General features: G+C 41.9%; 13 protein-coding genes. 12 read left to right on the top strand and 1 reads right to left on the bottom strand.

Annotated elements, in window-relative coordinates; all coding sequences use genetic code 11:
* Window positions 1-75: 75 nt before the first annotated feature.
* From DUT71_RS16130 to DUT71_RS16110, 5 genes are all read left to right on the top strand, one after another.
* Window positions 76-909: a lipocalin family protein gene (locus DUT71_RS16130; protein ID WP_113663572.1), complete on the top strand. Its 834-nt coding sequence runs from the start codon at window positions 76-78 to the stop codon at window positions 907-909.
* Between the two features lie 43 nt (window positions 910-952).
* Window positions 953-4,000, top strand: a complete 3,048-nt coding sequence (locus tag DUT71_RS16125; protein ID WP_113663571.1) for a SusC/RagA family TonB-linked outer membrane protein — start codon at window positions 953-955, stop codon at window positions 3,998-4,000.
* Between the two features lie 39 nt (window positions 4,001-4,039).
* Window positions 4,040-5,725 carry a RagB/SusD family nutrient uptake outer membrane protein gene (locus DUT71_RS16120; RefSeq protein ID WP_162796082.1) on the top strand — a complete coding sequence of 562 codons (1,686 nt, stop codon included), beginning with the start codon at window positions 4,040-4,042 and terminating at the stop codon, window positions 5,723-5,725.
* Window positions 5,726-5,800: 75 nt separating this feature from the next.
* Entirely contained in the window at window positions 5,801-7,105 is a 1,305-nt protein-coding gene (locus DUT71_RS16115) for a glycoside hydrolase family 2 TIM barrel-domain containing protein (RefSeq protein ID WP_113663641.1), read from the top strand.
* 34 nt (window positions 7,106-7,139) lie between these two features.
* Entirely contained in the window at window positions 7,140-8,240 is a 1,101-nt protein-coding gene (locus tag DUT71_RS16110) for a glycoside hydrolase family 16 protein (RefSeq protein WP_113663569.1), read from the top strand.
* Between the two features lie 137 nt (window positions 8,241-8,377).
* Here the strand turns inward: DUT71_RS16110 and DUT71_RS16105 are convergent, their stop codons facing one another.
* Window positions 8,378-8,893, bottom strand: coding sequence for a DUF6702 family protein (locus DUT71_RS16105; protein ID WP_113663568.1), 516 nt, complete (start codon window positions 8,891-8,893; stop codon window positions 8,378-8,380).
* Between the two features lie 76 nt (window positions 8,894-8,969).
* Between DUT71_RS16105 and DUT71_RS16100 the strand changes: the two genes are divergently transcribed.
* The 7 genes from DUT71_RS16100 to DUT71_RS16070 all read left to right on the top strand — a co-directional run bounded on the left by DUT71_RS16100 (window position 8,970) and on the right by DUT71_RS16070 (window position 16,722).
* Complete coding sequence (locus tag DUT71_RS16100) at window positions 8,970-9,554, top strand: HupE/UreJ family protein (protein ID WP_113663567.1); 585 nt, start codon at window positions 8,970-8,972, stop codon at window positions 9,552-9,554.
* Between the two features lie 11 nt (window positions 9,555-9,565).
* The gene (locus DUT71_RS16095; RefSeq protein ID WP_162796081.1) at window positions 9,566-11,935 is read left to right on the top strand and encodes a M1 family metallopeptidase; all 2,370 of its coding nucleotides are present in this window, start codon (window positions 9,566-9,568) and stop codon (window positions 11,933-11,935) included.
* 119 nt (window positions 11,936-12,054) lie between these two features.
* Window positions 12,055-12,609, top strand: a complete 555-nt coding sequence (locus DUT71_RS16090) for a hypothetical protein (protein WP_113663566.1) — start codon at window positions 12,055-12,057, stop codon at window positions 12,607-12,609.
* Entirely contained in the window at window positions 12,606-12,956 is a 351-nt protein-coding gene (locus DUT71_RS16085; protein ID WP_113663565.1) for a hypothetical protein, read from the top strand. Before DUT71_RS16090 ends, DUT71_RS16085 begins: the two co-directional genes overlap by 4 nt.
* A 2-nt stretch (window positions 12,957-12,958) precedes the next feature.
* Window positions 12,959-13,294: a hypothetical protein gene (locus tag DUT71_RS16080; RefSeq protein WP_113663564.1), complete on the top strand. Its 336-nt coding sequence runs from the start codon at window positions 12,959-12,961 to the stop codon at window positions 13,292-13,294.
* Complete coding sequence (gene uvrB / locus DUT71_RS16075) at window positions 13,291-15,330, top strand: excinuclease ABC subunit UvrB (RefSeq protein ID WP_113663563.1); 2,040 nt, start codon at window positions 13,291-13,293, stop codon at window positions 15,328-15,330. Before DUT71_RS16080 ends, uvrB begins: the two co-directional genes overlap by 4 nt.
* A gap of 102 nt (window positions 15,331-15,432) precedes the next feature.
* Complete coding sequence (locus DUT71_RS16070; RefSeq protein ID WP_113663562.1) at window positions 15,433-16,722, top strand: DUF3472 domain-containing protein; 1,290 nt, start codon at window positions 15,433-15,435, stop codon at window positions 16,720-16,722.
* The last annotated feature ends 2 nt before the right edge of the window (window positions 16,723-16,724 follow it).

Genomic DNA, 16,724 nt, shown 5'->3' with positions numbered 1-16,724 from the left:
TGGAAATTTGGAGCTTAGTGGTCATCGGTAATACATTTGTGTCAATTAACCCGATAACCAAATAATAAAAATCGTATGAACTACAAGTCATTTGTAAGGCATCATTGTCTTTTGTTGTTGGCTTGTCTTACTCTTTTAAATTTCAGTTGTAAAGATGAAGACTATGCCAGTAAATTAGGAACTCCTGCTAAGGCTGCTTTCAAAGTCACCAAAGTACAGGGCAAAGTAAACACCTATCTATTAGAAAGCACTTCCGAAAATGCTTTCCGTTACCAATGGGATTTTGGATTGAATGAAGGACCTAAATCTGCGGGCGCTTCTACCGAAGCCTATTTCATTTCCAAGGGCACTTATAATGTAAAACTTTATGCTTATGGCCAAGGAGGCTATGACATCGCTACCCAGGCAATTGTAGTGGACCAGGATGATTTTACCCCAACGTTGAACAATCCCATTTTTCAGCAGCTAACGGCGCATGCCTGGAAATTAGACCCGGTATCAGCGGCACCAATTACGGTAGGAACAGAAAACAACCCCGCTGAATACTTTGGTGGTGGAGCTTTGGCCAATTGCCAAGTAGATGATGATTATACTTTCAGCTTTGCTAACAACGCCTTTAAGCTGAGCTACAAGGCCAATGGACAAACCTTTAATGCGGGGAACATCGCACCAAACTACACTTGCGCAACAGACAGGTCTTATGATTCTGCTTTTACGTTTAGCACCACGGTTCAGGGCGCAGGTATTGCTACCATTACCATCCCAGGCAATGTTCCAGATAGGTTTATTGGCGTAACCGATGTTTCATCAAACAACTACCGAATCATCTCTATTTCTGCTAACGAAATGGTATTGCGTTCTGGAAAATCAAATGAAACAGTGCACCAAATGCGTTTTGTAAAAAAATAGTGCACCATAATGGTATTGTGAAATTAAAAGACCAAATATAAATATGAAAAAAATTCGACTATTAATCGTATTGCTAATTTGTTCGTTCGCACTGCAGAGCGCATTCGCACAGAACCTTACTGTTTCTGGTGTGGTGAAAGACAGGTTGGGCAAAGAAGTTCCGGGGGTTTCGGTAATCATTAAAGGCACCACCAACGGAGTTTCTACCGGGACAGACGGCAAGTATTCCATTACTGTCCCTAAAGCTGGTACTACCTTGGTATTTTCCTTTATCGGAATGACCACTCAAGAGTTCTTGATCACCAAGTCGGAAACCATCAATGTGGTGTTAGATGAAAGTGCCAACTCTCTTAACGACGTGGTGATTGTAGGTTTTGGTACTCAAAAAAGAAGCAACGTAACAGGCTCGGTATCTACCGTAAATAATAAGCAGCTCGTACAAACTCCCGTTGGTGATTTGAGCAATGCCCTTGCGGGTCGTACCCCTGGGGTAATTACCAAACAACCTTCGGGTGAGCCAGGAGCCGATGGTACCCAAATCTACATCAGAGGTAACTCTACTTTTGGTGGTGGTAGTATGGAGCCGTTGTTCGTTATTGATGGTGTAGTGCGCTCTGGCCGTGATTTTGGCCAAATGGATCCCAATGAAATTGAAAGCGTAAGTATTTTAAAAGACGCATCTTCTGCGGCAATTTTTGGGGTAAAGGGTGCTAATGGTGTGGTTTTGGTTACTACTAAAAGGGGTAAAGCAGGACAATTGTCGGCGAACTACTCGTTTAACTATGGGTTCTCCAAGGTAACCAGATTGCCAGATGCACTAGGTTCTTACGAGTACGCCGTATTGTATAACGAAGCGAAATTGAATGACAACCCAAATGCAACGCCAGAGTTTTCTTTGGAGCGTTTGGAGGCCTTTAAAAACGGAACTGACCCAGATGCCAATCCTAATACCGATTGGATGGATTTAGTACTTGGCGGAACTGCACCAAGAATGCAGCACAACCTATCACTAGCAGGTGGTAGCGAAAAAATCAAATATTTCACCTCTTTCGGTTACTTGAACGAAGATGGTTTATACAGTTCTTTAAACTATAAGAGATATAACGTGAGAAGTAATGTCGATATCCAGGCAACTTCAACCACAAAAATCTCTATCGATTTATCTGGAAGAATGGAAAATAAACAATCTCCCCCAGCAAGCATCGATAACATTTTTGAGCACACCATGCGTAATCCGCCAGTGCAGCCTGCCAGATTTTCCAATGGCTTGTTGGCGGCTCCAGGGGTATATCCAAATCCGCTGGCCTTAATTAGTGAAGAAAGTGGCTACAACAGAAATTCTGCGAGTTATTTCATGAGTAATTTTCAAGTAGTACAGCAAATACCGGGGGTAGAAGGTCTTTCGATCAAAGGTGTTTTAGCTTTCGACAGGAACTTCAATCAAAATAAAACCTGGAACCAATGGGTGCCGCTTTATGTGAGAAACAACGATGGAACCTACACCGTTAACTCCCAATCAAAATCATCACTTTCTAAATCATATGGCGAAGGACAAAGTACCGAGTTGCAAGGCCATATCAACTATGACAGAAGATTTGGCAAACACGGGATCTCTGCTTTGGCTTTGGTATTGCAAAAACAAAATCAAGGCACGGGAATTTACGGCGCTAGAAACTCTTACGAAAGTTCTGCTTTGCAGATTTTAAATTTCGGCCCAGCCTTAAATGAAGTTTTGAGCGATGGTGAAGATAAAACTGCATTAAGAAGTGCTGCAGTGCGTGTGAACTACGACTACGATGGCAAATATCTTTTCCAAGCAAGTTTAAGACGAGATGAATCGGAAAACTTTGCTCCGAAGGAAAGAACAGGTTATTTCCCTGCCTTCTCTGCAGGTTGGTTAATCACCAGGGAAAACTTCATGCAAAATGTGAAGTTCATCGATTTCTTAAAACTGAAAGCTTCTTACGGTACTTTGGGCAGTGATCGTATCCCTAGCCGTTTTGGTTACTACAACCGTTACAACCTGGTGCCTAATGTGTATCCATTTGGCGGTAACTTCGTAACAGGTTTAACGCCGGGCGCTATCGCCAACGAAAATTTAACTTGGGAAACCTCCGTAAAAATGGATGCTGGTATCGAAGCTAAATTCTTCAAAAGCCAGTTAAGTATTGATTTCACTGTATTTAAAGAAAGAAGAAAAGACATTTTAGCAACAAGGTCACTATCTGTTCCGTTAAGTTTTGGAGCTGCTTTGCCTGCTGAAAACTTCGGTATCGTTGATAATAAAGGTTTTGAGTTAGTGCTTAACCACACTAAACAGTTAACCAATGATTTGTCGTACTTTATTGGTGGTAACTTTACTTACGCAAAAAACAAGATTGTAGAAGCGGCAGAAGCCTCTAACATTCCTGAACACAGACGCATCACTGGCAGGCCAAATGGCGGCATTTACGGCTACAAAGCCATCGGGATTTTTAAAGATGCGGCAGATTATGCGGCCTCGCCAAAACACAGCGCATATTTAAGCTCAACCGGGCCTGGCGATATCAAATATCAAGATATTAACGGCGATGGTATCATCAATGATGATGACATCACCTATTTAGGCAATGGCTCGTTACCACAAATACTTTACGGTATTAATGGCGGGGTTAATTTCAAGGGCTTTGAATTGAACTTCTTGCTGCAGGGAGCAGCACAATCTCAACAGTTGTTCACCCAAAATGCGGCGTGGGCTTTCCATAACGGCGGACGTGTAAATGCGGAATGGCTGGACAGATGGACACCTGCCCGCCCAGATGCGCCTCTACCTCGCTTAACCTTAAATACCAACGGTAATAACTATTTAAACAGTAGTTTCTGGGTGCAAAACTCCAGTTACATAAGGTTAAAAAATGTGGAGCTTGCCTACACCCTTAAAAACAAATTGTTGTCGAGAATTGGAGCCAGCGGCCTAAGAATTTATGCCCAGGGCCAGAACTTGTTTACCATCACCGATTTGATCAATCTCGATCCTGAGAACACCAACGGTATTGGTAGATACTACCCGCAACAAAAGACTTACACTTTTGGGGTTAACATCCAGTTCTAATTACCAATCGTAGATATGATTAATATTAAAAGAAAAGAAATGAACAAAAGATATAAATGGTTGGTCGGCGTAATGGTAGTTACGTTTACAACTTTCTCCTGTAAAAAAAATCTATTGGATATTAAACCAATTGATTTCGTATCTGATGCGGCCGTTTTTCAAGATATCACCCTAACCAATCAGTTTGTTAACGATATCTACGGCTCCTTGCTAAGCGGTTTTGAACGTAGAGACTTTGGGTACGACCAAGATTGGGCACGTGGTTTCTCTAACTTGGATATGATGACAGACGATATTGAAGGCCACAATGATTTGCCAATGAACCGAGTACAGGCTGGAGATTTAAACTCCCACTTTTCTGAAGGCACACAACTATGGGCGGTTAACTACAGTTTAATTAGAAAGGCAAATACCCTCATTGCACGGGTTGACGGTGTGCCTACCACCAACACCGCTTTGAAAAATCGTTTAAAGGCCGAAACTAGATTTTTAAGGGCCTTTGCTTACGCAGATTTGGTGAAATCGTTTGGCGGGGTACCGTTGATTACTACCGAACAGAATGTGAACGATGATTTGGAAGTGCCTAGAAACAGCTATGACGAATGTGTGGCATTTATTGTGAAGGAATGTGACGAAGCTGCAGCGGTATTATTGCCAAGTTATCCAGATGCGGAGTTGGGCAGAGCTACAAAAGGCGCAGCGCTAGCTTTAAAAGCGAGAGTATTGCTTTACCATGCCAGCCCATTAAATAACCCAAACAATATCGCTTCTAGATGGGACGACGCCGCAAAGGCCGCACAACAAGTGATGGCTTTAGCCCCTGCAACTTATGATCTTTATCCTGATTATTATCAGTTATTCATGACCAAAGCGGGCAACAAGGAGGTAATTTTTGCAAAAAAATTCGGACGTCCAAACCGTACGCACCAAAGCGCATGGATGTTGCACATGAGCTTCACGCCAACAGGCTGGGGCGGTTGGGGCGCTTTCCACGCCACACAAAACTTGGTAGATTGTTTTGAAATGAGAACTACTGGCCTACGCCCCGATGAACCAGGTTCCGGATATGACCCACAAAACCCTTATGCAAATCGCGATACCCGTTTAGATAAGGCCATGCTAATGAATGGTTCACAATTTAAGGGCATTACGGTAGAAACTTTCCAAAGTGCCGACCTTGCGGTGTTCCCTGACGGTAATGCCAATAGCCGTACCAACGGCGATAGAACTAAAACCGGTTATGGTTTGCGCAAGTTCATCGACGAAAAAAACATGACTGCTGATGCAGTGTATCAAGGCGGAGATAACGATTGGATTTACATGCGCTATGCCGAAGTATTGTTAAACTACGCAGAAGCCAAAAACGAATTTAGCGGGCCAGATGGTAGCGTGTACGATGCCTTGGATAAAGTACGCTCAAGAGGTGGCTTGCCGGCATTGACTAGAAATTTTTCGCAAGCAACTTTACGGGAAAAAATCCGTAATGAGCGTAGGGTAGAACTTTGTTTTGAAGAGCAGCGTGTTTACGATGTGCGTCGTTGGAAAACCGGAATGACCTATTTTAACGGCCCGGTTTACCGCATGAACGTGATCAAAAACACCAATGGTTCCATTACTTATACCAAGGCCGTGCTAGAAAACAGGGTATATAAAGAAAGCTATAATTTATTTCCAATCCCTCAGATCGAGATGGAAAGAAACAGAAAACTAACCCCCAATCCGTAAAAATTTAAAAGAAATGGCATTCTATTTCCCCCAGCAATGGGGGAAATTTTAATGTACAGGTTTAATCCTGATGATATGCAGAAAATACTTTATAGCACTATTTTGATGTGTGCAACCATCTGTAGTAACCTCTTTGCTGCCGAAAAATTACCGCACAGCAAACCACTTCAACCTTTAAAAGTTGAAGTGAAAAAAACGGAAAAAGGTTTTGAGTTGCTCAGAGACGGCAAACCATATTTTATCAAGGGAGCAGGCGGTACTTCCTATTATTACAAAGTAGCCGCTTACGGCGGAAATTCTGTTCGTACCTGGAGCACTAATGGAGCCCAGAGCATCTTGGATTCGGCCCAAAAAAATGGCTTGACCGTGATGATGGGCTTGCCCGTTACCCCAGAGCGGCATGGCTTTAACTACGATGACCCTATTGCCGTAAAAAAGCAGTTTGAGCGGGTAAAAGCAGAGGTTTTGAAATATAAAGACCATCCTGCGTTATTAACCTGGGGCATTGGAAATGAGCTTAACCTGTCCTATAAGAACCCAAAAGTATGGGAAGCCGTTAACGATATCGCCAAAATGATCAAAGAAGTTGATCCCAATCATTTGGTCACTACCGTGTTGGCAGGTGTTAACAAAAAGGAAATAGAGCACATTAAAGCTAGTGCGCCCGCCATTGAGCTTTTGGCCATAAATACTTACGGTGGCTTGGCCGAACTGCCTGCCAAAATTAAAGCGGCCGGATGGAACGGCCCTTATATGGTGACCGAATGGGGACCTACGGGCCACTGGGAAGGCCTACAAACAGACTGGAATGCACCAGTAGAAGAAACCAGTACCGAAAAAGCTGCGGTTTATCAAAACCGTTACCAGTATGGTATCGAAAGAGATAAGGCAAATTGCTTGGGCTCCTATGTGTTTTTATGGGGCCAAAAACAAGAAAGAACCCCAACCTGGTATGGCCTTTTTACGGCCAAAGGCGAAGAAAGCGAAGTAGTGGATATGATGCACTACCTTTGGAAAGGAACTTTTCCCAAAAACAAAGCACCACATTTGTATGGCTTCCTGTTGAACAACCAAAAAGCTAACCAAAGTGTGTACTTAAAACCCGGATTAAGTTACGAAGCGCAGGTGATTGCCATCGATCCAGACCATGACCAACTGAGCTATCGTTGGGAGCTACTGCCCGAAGCCACCAAAGTAGGAGAGGGCGGAGACCACGAAGATAAGCCAGCGGCCATACCTATGGCACACACCAATAAAGGGAACGGGAAAATTAGTATTACTGCACCCAAAGCAGACGGAGCGTATCGTTTATTCGTGTACGTAGAAGATGGAAAAAATAAAGTAGCTACCGCAAATATTCCGTTTTTCGTAAAAAAGTAATTGCCTAAATTGTTCATATAAAGAAGCTGAAAAGATGAAAGTAGATACAAATTTGTTTAGAAATTGGTTGCTCATTGGATTGATGCTCACCATAAGCCTGAGCTGCAAAAAAGAAGCCAAGGCAGTGGAGCCAAGTAACCTTAAGTTAGTAGCTAACGTGAGTACTGATGGCTCGGGCAGAGTTGATTTTGTGGCAACGGCTACTAACGCAGATCGTTACTACTTTAGCTTTGGCCAGGGTAGCAATGAGAGTATCAGGTCTAATGACGGAAAGGCTTTTACCATTTATACCCAAGGAGGAACTTACACCGTGAAGGTAACCGCCTATTCATCAAGCGACAAATCGATTGAGCTTACCCAAAAAGTTACCGTGGATATAGATGAGGTAATTGATAACACGGGCTACATCTCTCCTGAAAGCTACCCTGGAATGACCCTCGTGTGGCGGGATGAATTTAATGGCGATGCTTTAGATACCAAATCTTGGAATTTCGAGGAAGGTAATGGTGTTGACGGATGGGGCAACTGGGAGTTGCAATACTATCGTAAAGAGAACACCAGGGTGCACAATGGCTATTTGACCATTACTGCAAAAAAAGAATCCTACGGAGGTAAGGAATACACCTCATCAAGATTAACTACGCAAGACAAGAAGGAATTTATGTATGGACGCATCGACTTTAGGGCGAAATTGCCTAAAGGACAAGGAATATGGCCAGCATTTTGGGCTTTGGGAGCTAATATTCGTACCTCGCCATGGCCTTTCTCCGGAGAAATTGACATCATGGAGATGGTAGGCGGTGGCCCAGGAAAGGACAATACGGTTCACGGCACCGTGCATTATGAAGATGGTGGACACAAGTATATCGGAGGCTCAACCACTTTAACCTCTGGAGACTTTTACGATAAATTCCATGTGTTCTCCTTGGTATGGACAGCCACTTCTCTGAAATGGTATGTGGACAATGTAGAGTTCTACACCTTTGATACCACAGGAGCAAACAAAGATGAGTTCAGACGTTCTTACTTCTTGCTGATTAACCTTGCCGTTGGCGGAAACTGGCCAGGTGCTCCAAATGCGAATACCGTGTTTCCTCAAAAGTACATTGTAGACTATGTTAGAGTTTTTCAATAGAAAAATCATCCGTTAATAGTTAATATTGTTTGTGAAGTCCCGCATCTGCGGGACTTTGTTTTTTGCGGTATCTATTAATACCAACGGTGAGGTGTCGGGGGGATAAAATAAGAGAACAGGTAGTAAAACCAGCAACTCTAAAACGAAACACTCATCTTCCTTTCTGGAAAACTTGCCTTAGTACTTTTTCTATTGCCATTTTTATCAACGTGCAAAATATTCATTTGGTCCTCAAACAAATCATATAAAACGCCATTGTCAACACTCAGGGTTTTAAAAGAAGGCGAGTTGCCAATTTCAAGATAAACATTGGTAGCTTCGTGGTCATTTTCGAAACCTACATAATTATACTTAACCGATTTTCCATCAATCACAAATTTCAAATTGGCCGCTAAATAACTCTTTACAAAAGCATTCATTTCCTTTTCTTGACTTTTGGCATACAGGTCAATTTTATTTTTAAATCGCTTGCTCAATACGTTTTCAAGGTCGTCCGTAAAAATTCTACACGTAATTTCTAAGGATTTATTTTTAGTGTTGTAAGAAACTTCGGTGTTGCTTACGTGAAACGGATGCCTTTTTACTTCCTCTTTTGAATAAAAGCCAAAAGGAAGTAGTAAAACAAGTAACAATTTTGAAAATATTGGGTTCATTTTTTAAACTAAGCCTTAAAAGTAACAGAAAGAACCTAACTTAGGTTTAATTAACTAGCTAAAATTAATATAATACATGTCCTTTTCCGATTTTCTATTCTATTTTGAGCTAGGTTGGTCGCATATCGTAAGTTTAGATGCTTTAGATCATCAACTATTCATCTTGGCCCTTGTTGCTGTTTATACCTCTAAACAGTTTAAACAAATATTGATATTGGTTACTGCCTTTACCGTTGGGCACTCCGTTACATTGGCCTTAAGTACCTTTGATATTATCCGCTTTGATAGTAAATGGGTGGAGTTTTTAATTCCATGTACCATTTTTATCACGGCAGTTGCCAACCTGTTTAAAAACGGTAAAAAGAAAAAAAGCATATCGCTAAATTATTATTTGGCACTTTTTTTTGGTTTAATTCACGGAATGGGCTTTGCAAATACGGTCCGTATGATGCTGGCAAAAGACCAGTATATAGGTTGGGGCTTATTTGGCTTTAACTTAGGGCTAGAAGTTGGACAAATTGTTTTTGTTGCTCTAATCATGTTGATATCGGGCATCCTCCTGTATTTCTTCAAAATAAGACAACGAGATTGGATCATATTTATATCATCCGCAGTTTTTGCCTTAGCTTTACAAATGGCTTTGCAGCGAGTACCTTTTTAAAATAACATCAGATGAAAAGATTTTACGGTTTTTGTTTAAGTGCTACTTTACTGGTTTCGGCCACTATGGCACAAAACATCCAAAACAATCCAGGAAGCAACCACGGGAACAAATTTGAGCAGTTGGGCACCATACTGCCTACACCAAATGAACAACGTACCGCTAGCGGGGCCCCAGGTGTAAAGTACTGGCAACAGCGTGCCGATTACGACATTAAGTGCGAACTGGATGAAAACACGCAAACCTTAAAGGGAAGCGAAACCATTACTTATCACAACAATTCGCCCGATCCATTAACCTATATTTGGATCCAGTTGGATGAGAACCAGCACAACAACCTTAAAAATGCCAATTATCAAAGCGCCACCAAAATGCCGCAAAGCGCTACCGATAAGCAGCTGGAAAATTTTGCGCTTAAAACAGACGATAACGGCTTTGGGTTTAACATCCTGAAAATTACCGATGCACAAGGCAAGAACCTTAAATATACCATCAACAAAACCATGATGCGAATTGAAACACCTGTGCTAAAATCTGGTGATAAATTCGTTTTCAATATTGATTGGAACTATAAAATTGTAGATAGGATTGCTAAAGGCGGTAGAGGTGGCTATGAATATTTCCCCGGTGATGGCAATTACCTATTTACCATGGCGCAATGGTATCCTCGCCTTTGTGTTTACAGCGATTTTCAGGGATGGCAAAATCACCAATTTACGGGCAGGGGCGAGTTTGCTTTAACCTTCGGCGATTTTAAAGTACAAATGACCGTGCCGGCAGATCATTTGGTAGGTTCTACAGGCGAGTGCCAAAACTACGCTCAGGTACTTACACCTGCTCAATTATCAAGGTTTAATACTGCAAAAACAGCCACTGCTCCCGTTGAAATTGTAACCTTGGCCGAAGCCAAAGCCGCTGAAACAAAGAAATCAACTGCTAAAAAAACTTGGATTTTTCACGCTAAAGATGTGCGGGATTTCGCTTGGACATCCTCCCGTAAATACATTTGGGATGCCATGAACCAAAAGATACAAGACAAGGATGTGCTTTGCATGAGTTTCTACGGAAAAGAAGCCTACAACCTTTACAGCAGGTATTCTACCAGGGTAGTGGCGCACAGCATCAAAACCTATTCAGATTTCACCATTCCCTACCCGTATCCAGTGGCCCAAAGTATTGAAGCCGCCAATGGCATGGAGTATCCAATGATTTGTTTCAATTATGGAAGAACCAACGAAGACGGCACTTACAGCGAAACCGTAAAAAACGGGATGATTGGCGTAGTCATCCACGAAGTGGGACATAACTTTTTCCCAATGATCATCAATAGCGACGAGCGCCAGTGGTCGTGGATGGATGAAGGCTTGAACACGTTTACACAGTTCTTGACCGAATCATCTTGGGACAATAAATTTCCAAGCAAACGCGGGCCAGCTTATGCCATCGTGCCTTACATGCAATTGCCAAAAGACCAATTGGAGCCTATCATGTCCAATTCGGAAAACATTGTGCAATTTGGTCCAAATGCTTATGCCAAGCCTGCTACAGGTTTAAATATTCTTCGGGAAACCATCATGGGCCGCGAACTTTTTGATTATGCTTTTAAAGAATATTCGAGAAGATGGGCCTTTAAACACCCAACACCAGCCGATTTCTTCAGAACGATGGAAGATGCCAGCGGCGAAGATTTGGATTGGTTTTGGAGAGGTTGGTTTTACAGTACCGATGTTTGCGACATCTCTTTAGATGAAGTGAAATATGCCAAAGCTGATTTTCCTCAGCCAGCAAAAACCAAAACAGAAAAACCTACGGTAGGCAAACCTATTTTAACCGATGACGACATTAGCAAACAAAGAAACAGGGAAGACAAGCGCATCAAGTTTTATACCGACCAAGACTTAGAAGCCCGGGATTTTTATTGGAAATATGCCAGAGGCTTGGTGCAGGTAGACAGTAGCAAAGTAAAAACAAAGGAAATAAAATTGCCCGCCCAAGAATTTACAGCAGAAGAAAAAGCGAAATACGGTAACAAGCATTTTTACGAACTCAACTTTAGCAATAAAGGTGGTTTGGTGATGCCAATTATTGTAGAGTTTACTTTTAAGGACGGCACCAAAACCGTAGATAGAATCCCAGCTCAGATATGGAGGCTCAACGAATTGAAAACCGCTAAATTTTATGCCTTAGACAAAGAAGTGGCAGCCATTAAAGTGGATCCTTTCCGTGAAACGGCCGATATCAACGAAAGTAACAATACTTGGGGAGCAGTTGAAGCGGCGCCGTCCAAATTCCAGCTGTTTAAAGCCGCTCAGGGAGCTGCAGGCAGAGGACAATCGGAAGGTGTGAACCCCATGCAGCTCCAATTGAAAAAAAGCAAATAATCATTCTCGGACAATACCTCAAGCCCCGCACCTGCGGGGCTTTTTTTGCTCAATCAACGTGTTTTTAGTGAAGATAGAAAGCGCCAATAAGCGATGTTTTGCATTTTGCAAAATGCAAAATGAATGATATCTTTACCGTTGTGATAAGAAGAAAACATAGCGGAATAAGGCCCCAGGATATCGTAATCCTGCTCAAAATTTTGATTTTAAAATCAGAGAACTGGTATATACAAGATTTGGTGCATAGCCTGAAAATAAGCTTGTCCGAAGTGTCCGAATCGCTTGAAAGAAGCAGATTCTCGGGTTTGTTAGACCAGACCAAAAAAAGGGTGAACAGGCAAGGGTTAAGTGATTTGTTGACATACAGCATTCAATATATATTTCCTGTAAATCCTGGGCCATTGGTTAAAGGATTTCCTACGGGCCATTCATTTGCCGAATTCCAAGAAGAATTTAACAGCAATGTACAATTTGTATGGAAGGATGATGCAGGCACAATAATTGGCCAGGAAATAGAACCATTGTATAAAAATCAGATTTTTGCAATCAAACAAGACCAAGTGCTACATAAAACTTTAGCATTGGTAGATTTGTTAAGAGTTGGTAAAAAAAGAGAAAGGAATTTTGCTTCAGAAAAACTAATCTCATTTATCAAAGAAGACAAATTGCTATGAACCAGCATCATACCAATGTTGTTAGGCTTAAAGCAGTGAGGAACGCACTGGACGCACTTTATGAGGAAGTGGTATTTGTAGGCGGAGCTGTCTTATCTTTGTATGCAGATAAACCTATTATTGATATCCGAAATACCAATGATATCGATGTGATTATTGATATATTAAGCTATTCTCATCGAGTAACGATTGAAGAGAAATTAAGAAATATTGGCTTTCAAAATGATATGACATCTGGTATCGTATGCCGATATAAAATTCGGGGTCTTGTGGTTGATATTATGCCTACCAATGATCCAAGTATTGAGTTCCATAACAAGAAGCCTTTAACAAGGCGATTAAGATAGCATTGGATGAAAAAATAAGTATTAAAATTCCTACCGCTCCACATTTTATAGCTACAAAATTTGAGGCATTTAAAAGTCGCGGACAATATGATGGCTATAGCAGCCACGATTTTGAAGATATCGTATTTGTACTTCAAAATAGAAGTACAATTTGGGAGGAAATGAGCAACATAACCGGGGAACTAGCGCTTTATCTTTTAAAATCATTTGATGATTTATTAAACCAACCATTGATTTTTGATTGGATAGAAGGCAATGTTGACCATACTTTAGAAAGCAATGCCACAGAAAATATAATAAAGGGATTAAAGAATTTTACAAAAAACAATAAGGAATGAAGTTTAAGCTAATTTCTGACTATAAACCCACTGGTGATCAACCTGGCGCAATTGCCCAGCTGGTTGAAGGCGTAAATGCTGGCGACCACTATCAAACCCTTTTGGGAGTGACGGGTTCTGGTAAAACATTTACGGTGGCCAATGTGATTGAACAAACCCAACGGCCAACGTTGATCCTTAGCCATAACAAGACTTTGGCGGCGCAGCTATATGGCGAAATGAAGCAGTTCTTCCCTGAAAATGCGGTAAACTATTTCGTGTCGTACTACGATTATTATCAGCCAGAGGCTTACATGCCTACCACCAATACTTATATTGAAAAGGATTTACAGATCAATGAGGAAATAGAAAAATTAAGATTAAGATCAACCTCCTCTTTGATCTCGGGACGTAGAGATGTGATCATCGTTTCTTCCATTTCTTGTATCTATGGTATGGGGAACCCCGATGATTTTTCGAAATCGGTGTATCGGTTCGGAGTAGGTACGAGAGTGAGCAGAAATGCCTTTTTACATCATCTGGTAGAAATTTTATATGCCCGTACCATCAATGATTTTAAACGTGGCACTTTCCGCGTAAAAGGAGATACCGTAGATATTTATCCCGCTTATATGGACTACGCCTATCGCATTTCTTTTTTTGGAGATGACATTGAAGAACTTTCGGCTATTGATCCCGTAACCGGAAAAACCATTGAAAAACTGGAGGACATTGCGATCTATCCAGCAAACCTTTTCGTTACGCCGAAAGATCGGTTCAATCAATCTATTTGGGGAATACAGGAAGAACTGGAAGTTCGCAAAAATCAACTGTTAAATGATGGACTGTTGTTGGAAGCCAAAAGATTGGAGGAAAGGGTAAATTTTGATATCGAAATGATGAAAGAGCTGGGTTACTGCTCTGGAATTGAGAACTATTCCCGTTTCTTTGACGGTCGTACGCCAGGCATGCGTCCCTTCTGTTTGTTAGATTATTTCCCCGACGATTACTTGATGGTAATTGATGAAAGCCACGTGACCGTACCGCAAATTAGGGCCATGTACGGTGGCGATAGGTCCCGCAAGTTATCATTGGTTGAATATGGTTTCCGTTTACCTTCAGCTTTGGACAACCGCCCCTTGAATTTTGAAGAATTTGAAAGACTGGCCCCGCAAACCATTTACGTAAGTGCCACCCCTGCCGATTACGAACTCCAAAAATCAGACGGCGTGGTAATTGAGCAGGTGATCAGGCCAACGGGCTTGTTGGATCCTTTGATTGAAATCCGTCCCGCTATTAACCAGGTAGATGACTTGTTGGACGAAATTGATAAAACCATCAAACAGGGCGACCGGGTTTTGGTAACTACCTTGACCAAGCGCATGGCCGAAGAACTGACCAAATACATGGATAGGTTGAATATCAAATGCCGTTACATCCACTCCGAAGTTAAAACTTTGGAAAGGGTTGAGATTTTACGAGGCTTGCGTTTGGGCGAGTTTGATGTTCTGGTAGGGATCAACCTTTTGAGAGAAGGATTAGATTTGCCGGAAGTAAGTTTGGTAGCCATTTTAGATGCCGATAAAGAAGGTTTTTTACGTTCTGACAGGGCCTTGATCCAAACCATTGGTCGTGCAGCCCGTAACGATAGGGGGCGTGTGATCATGTATGCCGATGACATCACTGAATCCATGGAACGTACCATCACCGAAACCAACCGACGTAGAGAAAAACAAATTGCCTATAACTTAGCGCATGGCATTACGCCTAAAACCGTAGGTAAATCGAAAGCTGAAATTATGGAGCAAACCTCTGTATTGGAAGTTTCCGAAAAGCAGAAAGCAAGAGCAAAAGCTTACGTAGAAGTGGATGAGGTAAGTGTGGCTGCGGATCCAGTGGTACAATACATGACCAAGCCAGAGATGCAAAAAGCGATCGATAAATCTCGTAAGGATATGCAAAAAGCAGCCAAGGATATGGACTTCCTGTTGGCCGCCCGTTTACGCGACGAGATGTTTGCACTCGAAAAAGTTTTTGAAGAAAGATTCAACAAATAAGATTAGACTACTTCGTGCCTCGCAGTGGCGCTCCTGTTCCCGTCTTTGCGAGGTACGAAGCAATCTATAGACCAATATTTTATCTGAAGTTTAAACAGTTCTATGAATAAGAAATTATTGAGCATTGTGTTGCTCTGCATAAGTAACTTACTTTATGCCCAAAACGAACCTCGAATTGTGGTGCCCATGGGTGGTAATGCCTATACTAACGTGGATAACGACAAAACCATTACTCGCAATGGAATTGTGAACTGGAACAGTAGTGACATTGTTTATAAAGTGTACGTTCGTTTAACCCAACCTGGAGAACTGAAAGTAGCTTTTGATAAAATAACCAAGGTCGAGGGAAATAGCCAGCTTAGCGTGGGAATCAACAACAAATTCCAAACGGTTGAGGTGGCAGAAAGTAAAGACACCTCCAAAGAAATAGGTTCTTGGCAAATAAAGGATACAGGCTACGTAGCCATTACCATTAAGGGACTGAAAAAGACAGGGACGAAATTTCCTGATATTGGAGGGCTGGTTTTGTGGGGAAGCGCCATTACCGCACAAACATCCTATGTGAAAAACAATGAAGGCAATTTTTTCCATTGGGGAAGAAGAGGACCATCCGTGCACCTGAATTATCAACTGCCTGCTCAAATGGAGGCCGAATGGTTTTACAACGAATTAACGGTGCCCAAGGGCGAAGATGTCATTGGATCTTATTTTATGGCCAATGGATTTGGCGAAGGCTATTTTGGTATCCAAGTAAACTCCGCTACCGAAAGAAGGGTGTTGTTTTCGGTTTGGAGCCCATTTACTACCGATAATCCAAAAGATATTCCCGATAGCCATAAGATTTTGATGCTGAAAAAAGGAAAAGAAGTACATACGGGCGAGTTTGGCAATGAAGGCTCAGGCGGACAGAGCTATCTTAAATATAACTGGAAAGCTGGCAATACCTATAAGTTTCTGTTGCGAGTTAAGCCAAGCGAAAATATTAAAGATAGCACCACCACTTATACCGCCTATTTTTTTGCCCCAGAGCTTAACCAGTGGCAATTGGTTGCCTCTTTTAAACGGCCAAAAACCCAAACCTACTTAAGGCGGCCTCATTCTTTTTTGGAGAATTTTATCCCAGCTTACGGTGCTCATTCCCGAAAGGTTTTGTTCAATAACCAACGGGTATGCGATACCAAAGGCAACTGGATTTCACTCGGCACCGCACGTTTTACGGTCGACAACACTGGCAACGTAAACTATCGTAAAGATTATGCCGGAGGCCTAGATGGCGATAGTTTTTATTTAATGAACGGAGGTTTCTTTAATCATTTTACACCTGCAAAAACCGTGTTCAGCAGGAAAGTAGCCAACAAAAAACCTCAAATTGATTTTAGCAAACTTCCATAACA

This window comes from Pedobacter nanyangensis (assembly GCF_003313505.1).
GTDB lineage: Bacteria > Bacteroidota > Bacteroidia > Sphingobacteriales > Sphingobacteriaceae > Pedobacter > Pedobacter nanyangensis.
This window is presented reverse-complemented; position numbering and strand designations above follow the sequence as displayed.

Bases quoted from the DNA above. Each gene is read 5' to 3' on its own strand.
- DUT71_RS16130 (WP_113663572.1), top strand. From the start codon at position 76: ATGAACTACAAGTCATTTGTAAGGCATCATTGTCTTTTGTTGTTGGCT.
- DUT71_RS16120 (WP_162796082.1), top strand. From the start codon at position 4,040: ATGAACAAAAGATATAAATGGTTGGTCGGCGTAATGGTAGTTACGTTT.
- DUT71_RS16090 (WP_113663566.1), top strand. From the start codon at position 12,055: ATGAATGATATCTTTACCGTTGTGATAAGAAGAAAACATAGCGGAATA.
- DUT71_RS16100 (WP_113663567.1), top strand. From the start codon at position 8,970: ATGTCCTTTTCCGATTTTCTATTCTATTTTGAGCTAGGTTGGTCGCAT.
- DUT71_RS16110 (WP_113663569.1), top strand. From the start codon at position 7,140: ATGAAAGTAGATACAAATTTGTTTAGAAATTGGTTGCTCATTGGATTG.
- DUT71_RS16125 (WP_113663571.1), top strand. From the start codon at position 953: ATGAAAAAAATTCGACTATTAATCGTATTGCTAATTTGTTCGTTCGCA.
- DUT71_RS16105 (WP_113663568.1), bottom strand. From the start codon at position 8,893: ATGAACCCAATATTTTCAAAATTGTTACTTGTTTTACTACTTCCTTTT.
- DUT71_RS16115 (WP_113663641.1), top strand. From the start codon at position 5,801: ATGCAGAAAATACTTTATAGCACTATTTTGATGTGTGCAACCATCTGT.
- DUT71_RS16070 (WP_113663562.1), top strand. From the start codon at position 15,433: ATGAATAAGAAATTATTGAGCATTGTGTTGCTCTGCATAAGTAACTTA.
- DUT71_RS16095 (WP_162796081.1), top strand. From the start codon at position 9,566: ATGAAAAGATTTTACGGTTTTTGTTTAAGTGCTACTTTACTGGTTTCG.
- uvrB (WP_113663563.1), top strand. From the start codon at position 13,291: ATGAAGTTTAAGCTAATTTCTGACTATAAACCCACTGGTGATCAACCT.
- DUT71_RS16085 (WP_113663565.1), top strand. From the start codon at position 12,606: ATGAACCAGCATCATACCAATGTTGTTAGGCTTAAAGCAGTGAGGAAC.